General features: G+C 34.7%; 11 protein-coding genes and 1 tRNA gene. 7 read left to right on the forward strand and 5 right to left on the reverse strand.

Translation table 11 applies throughout. The features are described 5' to 3' along the window. Window positions 1–2 precede the first annotated feature (2 nt). Genes EVJ47_06275 through EVJ47_06290 form a run of 4 tightly spaced genes read right to left on the reverse strand, consistent with a single transcriptional unit; the run spans window position 3 to window position 5439 of the window. Window positions 3–1421, reverse strand: coding sequence for a hypothetical protein (locus tag EVJ47_06275; GenBank protein ID RZD14272.1), 1419 nt, complete (start codon window positions 1419–1421; stop codon window positions 3–5). A 22-nt stretch (window positions 1422–1443) separates the two neighbouring features. Continuing rightward, window positions 1444–3600 (reverse strand): glycosyltransferase, encoded by a 2157-nt coding sequence (locus tag EVJ47_06280; GenBank protein ID RZD14273.1) that lies wholly within the window; start codon window positions 3598–3600, stop codon window positions 1444–1446. Window positions 3601–3630: 30 nt separating this feature from the next. Continuing rightward, on the reverse strand, window positions 3631–4368 hold the full coding sequence (locus EVJ47_06285; protein ID RZD14274.1) for a D-glycero-D-manno-heptose 1-phosphate guanosyltransferase: 738 nt from the start codon (window positions 4366–4368) through the stop codon (window positions 3631–3633). A 45-nt stretch (window positions 4369–4413) separates the two neighbouring features. Next, entirely contained in the window at window positions 4414–5439 is a 1026-nt protein-coding gene (locus EVJ47_06290; protein ID RZD14275.1) for a dehydrogenase, read from the reverse strand. A gap of 116 nt (window positions 5440–5555) precedes the next feature. On the opposite strand from EVJ47_06290, the gene EVJ47_06295 reads away from it, so the two are divergent. From EVJ47_06295 to EVJ47_06320, 6 genes are all read left to right on the forward strand, one after another. After that, complete coding sequence (locus EVJ47_06295) at window positions 5556–7358, forward strand: hypothetical protein (protein RZD14276.1); 1803 nt, start codon at window positions 5556–5558, stop codon at window positions 7356–7358. Between the two features lie 9 nt (window positions 7359–7367). Beyond that, window positions 7368–8621, forward strand: coding sequence for a glycosyltransferase family 1 protein (locus tag EVJ47_06300; GenBank protein ID RZD14277.1), 1254 nt, complete (start codon window positions 7368–7370; stop codon window positions 8619–8621). Between the two features lie 99 nt (window positions 8622–8720). Beyond that, complete coding sequence (locus EVJ47_06305) at window positions 8721–9413, forward strand: ubiquinone/menaquinone biosynthesis methyltransferase (GenBank protein ID RZD14278.1); 693 nt, start codon at window positions 8721–8723, stop codon at window positions 9411–9413. 4 nt (window positions 9414–9417) lie between these two features. After that, the gene (locus tag EVJ47_06310; protein ID RZD14279.1) at window positions 9418–10074 is read left to right on the forward strand and encodes a DNA-3-methyladenine glycosylase; all 657 of its coding nucleotides are present in this window, start codon (window positions 9418–9420) and stop codon (window positions 10072–10074) included. A gap of 339 nt (window positions 10075–10413) precedes the next feature. Beyond that, window positions 10414–10764, forward strand: a complete 351-nt coding sequence (locus EVJ47_06315) for a hypothetical protein (protein RZD14280.1) — start codon at window positions 10414–10416, stop codon at window positions 10762–10764. Window positions 10765–10918: 154 nt separating this feature from the next. Then, a complete protein-coding gene (locus EVJ47_06320; GenBank protein ID RZD14281.1) occupies window positions 10919–11506 on the forward strand; it encodes a TetR/AcrR family transcriptional regulator in 588 nt (195 codons plus the stop codon). A gap of 264 nt (window positions 11507–11770) precedes the next feature. On the opposite strand, the gene EVJ47_06325 is transcribed toward EVJ47_06320, so the two are convergent. Continuing rightward, entirely contained in the window at window positions 11771–12205 is a 435-nt protein-coding gene (locus EVJ47_06325; protein RZD14282.1) for an Hsp20/alpha crystallin family protein, read from the reverse strand. A 337-nt stretch (window positions 12206–12542) separates the two neighbouring features. Between EVJ47_06325 and EVJ47_06330 the strand changes: the two genes are divergently transcribed. Beyond that, window positions 12543–12619: transfer RNA gene (locus EVJ47_06330), tRNA-Pro, on the forward strand. Window positions 12620–12643: the final 24 nt, after the last annotated feature.

The raw sequence follows: 12643 nt of genomic DNA on the forward strand, positions 1-12643 counted from the left end.
CTTTATTTTGACGCCATAAAGGTTTTAATTTCGTTTAAATCTTTTTTAGTAATAGTTTTTAATACCAGAGATAAAATAAAATAAACAGCCGCTCCTATAATTATACTTAAAATCAGACCTTGATTTAATATAATTACAATAATAGCCATTAAACTTGCGGATAAAACGACCTTTATTAAATTTAACAAATTAATTTCCATTTTTATCTGGCTTTTAGTTATAAAAATGAGTAAAAGCATAACCACAAGCTCGATTGACAGGAATAAAATAGCGGCGCCGTAGATTCCAAAATATCTTATTAATAAATAACCGGATATAAGTCCGTATAATGAGGATAATAAACCGACTTTAATAATGCCTGTTTTTAGGTTTTTTACCGTTAAATATCCTATCATAATTGAGCCTAAAGTGCCAAAAATTATGGAAATAGCCATAATTTTCAAAAGATGTGCAACAAATATAAATTTTATCCCTAAAATTAAATTTATTAAATTATGACTTATAGCGAAAATTCCAAAACTTGCCGGTATTGCAAATGTATAGCCAAATCTTAATAATTCATTTATTATATTCTTTTCTTTATTAATATCTTTATTGTTTACAACGGATTTAATCACGGGCAGGGAAGCATTTGACATTAAGTGAAAAAGCGTAAAAATAAAAAAAATAAATTTATATGATATATAGTAATAGCCTATATCTTTATTTGTATTAAAAATTTTTAAAAATATAATAGGAAGAGATCCGTATATAAAAAACAATCCAGACATAATTCCAAACGGCAGCCCTTTTTTTAATGTTATCCAAAATTTATTTAAACCGAATCTGAATGAAGCGATAAATTTTCTTATATATAAGAATTGAATTAAAGATATTATAAAATTTGAACCTAATAAAATTATTGCGGCGAGAAAATAATAACTTTTATCTAAAACCAGCAAATATAATAAAGTTATATAAAGCGTTTTTCCTATTAAATTTGAAATTGAAAACAAAAAATTTTTTTCAAGTCCGGTTATAGCCCAACTTACCGAAATGGAATTAATCAGCGGTAAAAAAGCAAATACATAAAGTATTTCTTTTTGAACATGGCCGAATTTTAATATATTAACTAAAAACAGTATAACTATAAAGGAAAATGTTGATAAAATTATGTTTGCCGATACAATATTATTAACAATAAAATTTACATTTTCTATATTATTTGAAACTTCTATCATCCCGTATTGCGATAAACCTAAGTCTGCAAATATAATAAAATATTGAACAAATGTTAAGCCGAAGGCAAAATCGCCGTAAACGGAAGAGCCTAATCTTTTGATGATAATAATATTAATTAAAAGAGAAAATATTATTATTATAATCCTGGATAAATAGAGAAATCCAAGATTTTTTATAAATCTTTGTTTATTCGATATCAAAATTCAACCCATTTTGATTAATTTATGGCTTATTTAAATCTAAAATATCTAAAAAAATGTTTTTAGCCGTTTCTTTAAAAAAATGTTTTTTAATATAAGCCGTTTCTTTTTCGCTCATTAATTTAAACAGCGATTCACTGTTATATATCTTTATTACTTCAGCCGCAAATTGTTTTGCATCGTCTATCGGTTTTATTGTTTTTTGGATGTCCGGCATGCCTTCGATTCCAAAAGATGTTGACACAACGGGGACTCCGTAATACATAGCTTCGACGGTTTTTCCTTTAACGCCCGCCCCATATCTTAAGGGTATTATTGCAATTCTTGCGTTGCCGTATAAATTTTTTAATTCTTTATCGTCCACATAGCCTTTAATCATAATGTTATGTCCGTTATCCATATTCCTTAAGATATCAGGCGGATTAGATCCGGCTGAAATGAGCCTCGCATCTTTTATATTTTTTATTATTAAAGGAAAAATTTCTCTTAAAAACCATAAAATTCCGTCAACATTCGGGGTATGATTAAACCCCCCTACGAAAAGAATATCTTTTCTTTCGGTAAAGTCTTTATTTGTTAAATTAAAATTATCATAAAAGAAAGGCGGAACAACTTTTGTTTTTTTGCCGGATGAATTATTATCTATAATAATTTTTTCATTAATGCTGGGTGTCAATATTAAGTCGGCTTTATTAAATACACTAAATTCTATTTTTTTCCATTTTTCGGATTCTTTCAGTATGGCAGGTTCTTTTTCCGTTTCATATCTCCTAAGCCCTCTTATATAATGTAAATCATGTCCATAATACAGCACCTTGGCTTTTGAACAGGTTTTAATCAAATCCATATATTTTACGGCTATATCCGGGCGGCTCAGAAGCGCGAAATCAAAATATTTTGCGTTTTCTTTTATCCACTTCTTAAAGTTGTTATAATAGTATTTGCCGTATAAGATTTCTATGCCCATATTTTCTAATTTTTGGGCGTATATCGCATCATATCGGAAGTCGTCGGGCATAAATTTAACATTTAAACCTAACTCGCAAAAAAGTTCCAGATATTGATATATCGTTTTTGAACCCGCGTCCTGGTCCGGCGTCGGAATGCGATGGTCTATGATTAAAATAGTTTTTTTATTAAAAGACCTGTCCCTTGCCAAAAAAAAATCCTTATCCTTGCTAAAATGTTCTTTTTCTAAGATTTTGTTCCATTTTTTATAAAACGCTTTTTTATTGGCAAGTAAATGAGGCGCGTTATTGCCGTGGGAAATATTTTCAAAATGAACTATTGTCGATTTAGGTTGATAAAGAACTTTATAGCCATGCTTTCTCGCTTCAAATGCCAAATCCGAATCCTCATAATAACTCGGAGCAAACCTTTCGTCAAAACCGCCGATATCATCCCACAATTTTTTTTTAATCATTATTGAACATCCTGAAACATAATCAACTTCTTTTATGTAATTATACCGGTATTTCTCAGGTTCATCGCCGTTGCCGTAACTTGCCGACGACCCGTCTTTCCATATTATTCCGCCTGCTTCTTGAAGAATGCCGTTTGGGTATATAATTTTAGAACCTACAATACCTATTTTTTCATCGCTTTCAATTAATTCTAAAAGATATTTTAAATAATCGGATTGAATATTGGTATCGTTATTTAACAGCAATATGTATTTCCCGTTTGCAAACTTAGACGCGTTATTGCAATTTTTTAAAAACCCGATATTTTTTTTATTTCTGATTATTTTTATGTTTTTAACATAAGTTTCAATATTTTTAGTTTCATCGGTCGAATTGTCATCGGCAACTATTACTTCATAAGGAATATCTTTAATATTTTCCATTAAGGAATTTAAACAGGAAAAGGTGTAATCCAATTTATTATATACGGGAATAATTATTGATACCGAGGGGTCTTTGAATATGGGAAAATCAAAATGTTTTTCTCCGAAATCTTTAATATTGTAAGTTTTTATATCAATTTTTTTTAAATCTGAATCTTTAGCAAGGAAAATAATCAGTTTATTTTTTATTACTTGAAAATCCCCTCTTTTGAGATACTTATATGAATTTTTTATTTTTAATAAAAATTTTTTAGGATTTAATATTATAAAAGATATAAAACTACTGAAAGTGTTTATAAATTGTTTTGATTTATCTAATATTTTAAATTTCATGCGTTAGTTTATTAAACCAATTTTTTAAAATTATATAAAAAAATGCTTAAGAATAGCCTTAGCCCGTTCGTAATCTTCAGGCACTCCAATATCTATGAAACAGCCGTTAAAATTAATGCCGTAGAATTTGCCGCAACCATAGTATCTTTCTATAATATCTTTCTCAAAAGAAAAAGGATAAGAATTTTCTATATTATCTAAAAAAGATTTGTTTAAAATATAAATTCCCCCATTGATAAAGCCCGACATAACATGGCCATGACCTTTTTCGAGGAACTTCATAATTTTGTCGGTTATGTCTATTTCTATAAAACCGTACCTGTCTGAATTTTCCATTTTTTTAAGGGCAATCGTTAAGGCGGAGTTTTTATTTCTATGAAATTCGTATAATTTTTTAATATCGATATTAAAAAAGGTGTCCCCGTTTAATATTAGTATTTCATTATCCCCGCCAAATTTATTTATTGCATTTTTTATAGCTCCGCCCGTGCCGAGCGGCTTATCCTCTATTGCATATTTCAGGTTTAAAATTCCGTATTTATTTCCATAATAATCTATTATACGCTCGTGCTTATAACCAACCGATAGAATCAATTCTTCGATGCCCGCGCCCTGATTTAAAATATAATCGAATAAGTAAGATAGAAAAGGCTTTCCGTTGATATCGGCCATAGGCTTAGGGATGTCGCTAATAACGCTTCTAAGCCTTGTGCCGAAGCCGCCGGCAAGGATTAATGCTTTTTCGGGTATATTAATTATATTCGACATATTGTTAAATTTAGTAAGGATAGAATCTAACGGCGTTCACTTTTATTAAATTTTCCAGCTTAATGCTCCATGATTAGAAAAAAGAAATCTTCTAAATTCTCCTTGAAACCTTTGAAGCGAATTTATCACATCGTATCTTGCATTTTGGGGGCAGTAAAGCATCATAAACCCGCCGCCGCCGGCTCCGGATAATTTTCCGCCCAAGGCGCCGGCCTTTTTCGCGGCTTGGTATATTTCGTCTATAACGGGATTTGTTATTTCATTCGTCATTTTTTTCTTATACTTCCACCCAAAATCTAATATTTCTCCTAATTCGTTTAGATTGCCTTTGAGGAGGGCTTCTTTCATCAACACTGCCTGCTCTTTAAGCTTATGCATAGCTTCTATGGATTTTTTATTTTTGTCGTTGACATTTTTTATCTGGCTTGCGATTATTTCGGAAGACAGTCTCGATGTTCCGGTATAAAATAGCAGTATGTTGTTTTCAAGCTCGTTTATATATTTCTGTTTAATGCGCAAAGGATTTACTATAACCTTGCCGTTGCCGTAAAATTCCATAAAGTTGAAACCGCCGAACGCCGCCGCATAATGATCCTGTTTTCCGCCCGTCATGCCGATATCTATTCTTTCTATTTCGTAAGCGAGATGGGACACATCGTATTCGCCTAAGGGGAGGTTCAGCCATTCGGCAAAGGCGCTCAATATTGCAACAATAAGCGTAGAAGAAGAGCCAAGCCCTGAGCCTGGGGGAACATCTACATATGTGGTAAGTTTAAATGCCAACGGCTTTTTTGTAAAATCTCTTACAATTCTGTTATATACACCCTTTAAAAGGTCCAGATTGCCATCTATATCCAATTTTTTAGTTAACGGAATTTCTATAAGTTTATTGCTATCTACGGAGTTTAAGACGATTTTATTATCCTTATCGAGGGGTTCGATAGCAGCGTAGGCGAACATAGTAACGGTAGCATTTAAAATCATACCGGAATAAATGTCGCAATACGGACTTACATCTGTCCCGCCTCCCGCAAGACCTAATCTTAATGGAGCTTTTGAACGAATAATCATGGTTTTGGTTTTATTTATAATTTAAGATTAACATGTTAAAGATAAAAAATAAAGGCGCAATATTAAAATTTTAATAATTTTTCGATTGCCCTATTAAAATTTGGTATAATTTTATAATGAAAAAATCAAAAAATCTTACCGCGAAAAAATCAAAAAACACTGCATTGTTGATTAATATATCGGTGTTTTTTATATATTTAACTGCTTCGGTTGTTCTGTTCGGCTTTCCCGCGCTTTTAGCGCCAAAAACACGATTTATCGGCGCGAGCGCAGACTCGACTCTTTTTATTTGGCTTTTAGAGTGGTGGCCTTATGCGTTATCGCATCACTTAAACCCCTTTATGACGGCGTATATGTGGGAACCGCAGGGCATAAAAAGCCTTTTATGGATAAATGCGATACCCGGTCTAAGCCTTTTATTTTCGCCCGTAACGCTTGTATTCGGACCGATAGTATCCAACAATGTAATAGCCGTTATCAGCCCCGCCGTTTCGTCTTTTTTCGCCTACCTGCTCATAAAATACCTGACGAAATCGCCGTTAGCCGCCGCCTTTGGCGGCTACTTTTACGGATTTTCTCCTTACGCTTTTACCAATGTGGACATGAATCTTTATTTTATCTGTTTGATTCCGCTATTGATTTATTTATTTTTCCTTGGCTTAGATAATAAAATCAATAAATTATTTTATATAGCCGCAACATCGATATGTATAGCTTTAGAATTTTTAATTTCCGCCGAAATATTTACCACAATGACATTCTTTGGCTTTTTAAGTCTTATAACGGGATTATTTATATTCAAAACCGGTCGAAGAAGACTCGCCGGCTTTATTCCCTATGTATCGGTAAGCTACCTCATATCTTTTATCTTGATAAGCCCTTTCCTTTACAACATGATTTCGACGATACGATATGCCCCGAAATATCCATTAAGCGCCATGCTGTATTCTGTAAATTTAATAAATGTGGTAATACCCGCGCCTATTATTTTTATCGGCGGAGGTTTATTTGCGGGCACGGGCTTTAAACTAATGCAGGATATTTCCTATATGGGGATTTTTATTATTTTACTTTTGATATTTTATATGAAGGATAACCTGAAAACGCAAGCCGGAAAGTTTTTAATTATTATGTTTTCCGTTGTTTTTATTTTTTCGCTTGGTCCTTATCTTCATATAATAAATGTTAATGCCGGTTTGCCATTGCCGTGGTTTATTTTTTACGGGATGCCTTTAATCCAGAAAGCCGTGCCGATAAGGTTTATGTTGTATGCTTACTTATTTATAAGCATCATTGTGGGATATTTTGTCTCGCAATCGAGTAAATCCGGCAAAAAAATTAAGATAATGAGCTACTCCGTTGTTTTTTTATCTATTTTGTCGATTATCCCGACTCAGTATTTTTTCGAGTCAGATACCCATACGCCAAAATTTTTTTTAAACGGCGTTTACAAAAAATACTTAAAAAGAGGTTCGAATGTATTAATAATTCCGTTTTCCAATGACGGCTATTCTCTTGCATATCAGGCGGAAACGGGATATTACTTCAAATTGGCGGGGGGTTATTATGACTTTATTCAGGGGTCATATACACGGAATCCGGTATTTAATATCTTAATAGGGGACAGGGGCGTAAAAAAGGCCGGCAACTGCGATAAGTATGCGTTAAAATATTTTCTTGCCTCTCATAGCGTTCATTATATAATTATAATAAGAGGCAAAATGTCCAACATGGCTAATTACAATATGTATCACCCATATGAATCATTTAAAAATTTAGTCGGCGTTTTAAATTTAAAACCGAAAATGATAAACGGGGTAGCATTGTATAATGTTCATAAAAGATTGCTCGAAAATAAAGGAAAGATTTATAAAGATTATGTGAAATATTGCAAAACTAAAACTTTAAGAACTAAATAAAAAAAATAAATGATGAAAAAATCTTTGCTTGTGGATATACAAAAATGGACGGAAGAACCCAACTGGGGTATTCCTGTTTTTACCTATAACTTAATAAAAAATTTTATCTCCTTAAACGAAGAAAATAAAAAAGCCGGCGCGGAATATCTCAATTTGTATTTTCTTCAGGATACCGTGAGGGAAAAACCGGAATACGATAAGGGTAAAAAAACAATTAACAAATACAAGGAGCTTTCAAAACATTACATTGAAAAAGTCGGAATTTTAAGAAGCGGAGCCGATTATACATACAATAAATTGAAGAAATTTAAGCTTAACGGAATATATAACGGGCAAACAAAGAAAGGAGGGAAAGGAGAAAAATTTGATGCGATATATTTGCCCAACGCCGGATACTATTTCCCCCCTTTTAAAGCAGACAAGATAATTGCAACGATTCACGATATAGCCGGCATTGACAGAGCCAAAAATAAGAGTTTAAATTTTAGGAATTACCTCAGGCTTTCGGAGAGGAAACGGGTAGAATCTGATTCATTGGCTAACATAAAAAGGTCGAATATTATAACGACTGTTTCAAATTACACCAAATCAAGGCTTATTGATTTATTAAACATAGACGAAGGCAAGATTAAAATTATTCCGAATGGCGTAGATATGAATATATTTAAGCCAGTCGAAGACGGAGGCAAAGGTAAAGATAAAGTAAAGGAATATCTGAAAAACAGGCATAATATCGAAAAGCCTTTCATACTTTATGTAGGAGCTATCCAGCCGAGAAAAAACATTAAAGGTCTTCTTAACGCTTACATTTATTCAGAGCCGCTAAAAAAAAATTTTGACATGGTAATCGTGGCTGGACAGATTTGGCAAAGCGGAGAAGAACTGAAATTGATATCGAAATATTCGGATAATATTCACCTGATCAGAAATGTAAGGGTGGAAGAATTGCCGCTATTTTACAATGCAGCGGAAGTTTTTATATATCCGTCTTTTTATGAAGGATTCGGGACACCGCTGCTTGAGGCGTTTGCGTGCGGGACGCCCGTGGCTGTGTCTGACAGGACTTCTTTGCCGGAGGTGGGGGGCGAAGCCGCTGTATATTTTAATCCTTATGAAATAGACGATATAAGGCAAAGTCTGGAAAGCCTGATTTTTGATGATGAATTAAAGCGCCGGTTGATAAAAAATGGGTTTGCAAGAGTTAAGGATTTTACATGGGAAAAGGCGGCAAAAAAACTTTTAGAGATTGTGGAATTAAACTAAGCAATTATATAATTAAATTAACGGATTTTCAAAACAAGACCGGGTGAGCAAGACAGGGTGAAGCAAGGTCGGAGTGAGATGGAGGAGAAAAAACTATAAATGTCAAAAAAAATATTTGATATGTTTTCTTCCATTGCAGGCGTATATGATATTATGGGGCATTTATTCAGTTTCGGGATTGACGGATTATGGCGGGAAATGACCGCAGGAGAGGCTTTGATAGAAAAAGACGGCTATAAAATACTCGATGTGGCAACGGGCACCGGTTCTATTGCAATAGATATTGCCAAAAAGGCAAAAAAGGCAAAAAAACAGGTCGAAATTACGGCCGTGGATTTCAACGAAGATATGCTAAAGATAGCCGAAAAAAAAATCGATAAAAGAAAGATTAACAATATACGCGTTAAAACAGGGGATGCCATGAAACTTGACGAGCCCGATTGTTATTACGATGTCGTTACGGCAGGATTCTTACTCAGGAATGTCGATGATACGAAAGTTTTTGCGGAAGAGCTTAAAAGAATTTTAAAAAAAACCGGAAAATTTATATTGCTGGGAATGGGAAAGCCGCAAAACAAACTGTTAAATATGTTTTTTAAGACATACTTTTCTATTATAAGATTGGCCGGTTCCTTAATCGATAAGAGGGCATACCGCTGGCTTACATACAGCATAATGGCATTTGACAGGGATAAGATGTTAAACATATTAAAAGACAAAGGGTTTAAGGATTTAAAAATTAAAAACCTGCCGTTTCATATCGCTTTTATAATAACGGGTATAAAGGGTTAAATACATGAATTTGCTAAACAGAACCTTTTTTACCGGAGATAATGTCGAAACGATAGCGCGGGAACTTTTGGGCAAGTTTTTATTTACCGATACCTTTGAAAGCGGTCTTACAGGGGGGATAATTACGGAGGTAGAGGCTTATTTGGGAACAAAAGATATGGCATCCCACGCTTATAACGGCCGCCGTTCCAACAGAAACGAATCTTTATATAAAGACGGAGGAATAGCTTATGTCCATTTGTGCTATGGAATCCACAAGATGTTTAATATCGTAACTAATAAAGCGGGCATTCCGCAGGGGGTTTTGATAAGGGGGCTAATCCCCGTTTACGGGATCGATATTATAAGGGAAAGGAGGGGCGGCGGCAGTTTTAAATCTTTTAAACAGGATAACAATTTGGCTATAGGGCCGGGCAATTTAACCAAAGCTCTTGGAATCGAAATGAGGCATAACGGTGTGTTAGTCTGTCCGGATGACGCCGTAAAAAACGGGGGCAATTTGGATTTAGAAATTTTTATCGAGGATAGAGGCATAAAAGTTGACGAAAATATGATAATTACGAGTCCGCGCGTAGGGGTTGATTATGCCGGAGAATGGGCAAAAAAGCCTTTAAGGTTTCATCTGGACGAAAGATTAAAATTTATTGAACCGGCCAAATAGCGCGATACGCAATAATTGAGACCAAAAGAAATAATAACCCCAAATCCTGCGTTAGAAAATATTTAAATGTTTCTTTTATACGTAAATTCTGGATTCCTGCCTGCGCAGGAATGACAATACGGGAATTTAACTTTTCACCCAACAGTCGTCATTCCCGCGAAAGCGGGAATCCAGATTTAACATAGCTTTTGAGTATATAATGTAACTTCTAATGCAGGATTAAGGAATAATCTCGGCCTTGACAAGGATGTTTTGTTAATGGTAAAATACAAACCAGTCGGTATGTAGAAAACTAAAATAACTTAATCGTTTAACAAATTAAAAAAGGCGGAGGTTTTTATGGCAAAAGCAAAAGCTTTAATTATTATCCTTTCCGGGGCTGACAGTCCGGTAAAGGTAAAATTAGGTCTTAATGTTGCATGGAGAACAAAGAACAGCGGTGCATTCGAAGATGTTAAGGTTATATTTTTCGGGCCGGGAGAAGATTTTATCGCAAAAACCGACGATAAAGAGATTTTAGAGGCATACAATCAGGTGCTTGCAAACAATATCATGCCCCAGGCATGCGTGGCTATTGCCGAAGGATACGGCATTGCTCCTATATTAACGGATAAAAAAATAGAACTTGTTCATGCGGGACAGGCAATTGCGGGTTTTATGGCCGACGGCTACCAGCCGTTGACATTCTGATGCAAAATTAAGTATGCCTTAAATCACCGTTAGAAATGTCTTTTTCTGGATTATCGCGAAAGCGTTAATCCAATTTTTATTATATGTTTAAGCAGTTTTAATAATTTCTAACGGTGATTTTTAGATGTATTTATTTTTATAAGCGGGTGATAAGTTGTTAAAAAGAAGTGAGATTTTGGATGCCGCATATAACTTGCTGCTTAAGAAGGGTTACGAGGATACGAGCATTCAGGATATAATAGACAAAATAAACGCCACTAAAGGCTGCTTATATTACCATTTTAAGTCAAAAAGAGACATTGCCGTTGCCGTAATTCAAGAGATAATAATGCCAGCGTATATAAATACATGGGGCGGCGTATATAAAGCTAAGGATCCCATCGGCGAGATTTGTTTTGTCGTCGATAAGGTTTATGACCAAAAGGCAAAGGAGATTGCCCAAACTGGATGTCCCGTCGGAAACCTTGTGCTTGAACTTTCGTCCAAGGATAAAGTTCTATCAAAACATATAAACGAAATAATGATTTTATGGCAATCCTTTATTGAAAAAGCCATCGAAGCCGCTAAAACTTCCGGTATAATCGGACAGGATTTAAATGCAAAAAACATATCAGGTTTCGTGGTAGGTTCGTTCGAAGGTTGCATTATGCTTTCAAAATCTTCCCACAGCAAAGCAGTTTTAGAGGATTGTTTTTCCACGCTGAAAGATTATCTTAATTCTTTAAGAGTCAATAACCCATAAAAATGGATTCCCGACAAAATATAAAAATACCGACCAGGTCCGGGTTATTAATGACTAACGTGCTTAAAGTTAAGCATTAAATAGGCCTGAGTCGGTATTTCCTACACTCGCTGTTTTTTCGATCATCGCGTCAGATGTTTTAGTCTTTGTTAAAGAAGCAAGATACCATACCTATGTTATCCGGTTTCACATTATCATTATCAAGTTTCTAAATCAGCTTAACCAAAGTTCATGTGATATATACCGGAATCGCATATCAAAGCATTATTTAACTTCTATAGCGATAGGCTTTGCCTCGGCTGCTTTCTTCAGGGTAACTTCCAGAATGCCGTCCTTCATAGATGCTTTTGCCGAAGATGCATCAACATCGGAAGGAAGCTCGATACTTCTATAAAATGAGCCGCATTCAATTTCCTTCCTGTAATAGTCTTCTTTCTTCTCTTCTTTTTCCGTCTTATGCTTGCCTCTTAATATGAGTTTATTTTCGTGAGCCTCAATTTTAACCTCGTCTTTCGAGATTCCGGGAAGCTCGGCTTTTACGATTATCATGTCTTCCTTTTCTAATACATCGACGGCCGGCTCCATTAGCCCGGGCTCACCCCATATTCTTTTGACGCTTGTCGGAAAAAAATCCGAAAATAACTTTTCAAAATCGCTTCTAATGTTGCTGACAGGATCCCAAATAGAAACATTAGCCATAATACTACCACCTCCAATCTTTAATTTCTTTTCGTTTTACTTTTTTATTACGTTGTTTAGGGCTTATCACCCTCTTTAGTTTTATTTATCTCTTTACATCCCTTTCTACTTTAATAATACCACAGTTTTTATCATTTTCAAGTAGCCGTACAAAATATTTTAAGCAGTTAATATAATTGCGCCTTGACAAGGCGTCCTTTGAATCTTGACAATTTTTTGCCAAGGTGTATAATTTAACTACGCTGGTATTTTTGTCCACATCAAAGGCGTACTTTGATAAGCTCATGGACAAAAATATCGCGTACGCGGGAATGGTATTAACATAACTTTCTTATATCGGGACGTGGCGCAGTTCGGTAGCGCACCTGCATGGGGTGCAGGGGGTCGCAGGTTCAAATCCTGTCGTCCCGACCATTCAAAAACCTTGTAATATCTGAC

The sequence above is a fragment of the Candidatus Acidulodesulfobacterium ferriphilum genome, assembly GCA_004195035.1.
Taxonomy (GTDB): domain Bacteria; phylum SZUA-79; class SZUA-79; order Acidulodesulfobacterales; family Acidulodesulfobacteraceae; genus Acidulodesulfobacterium; species Acidulodesulfobacterium ferriphilum.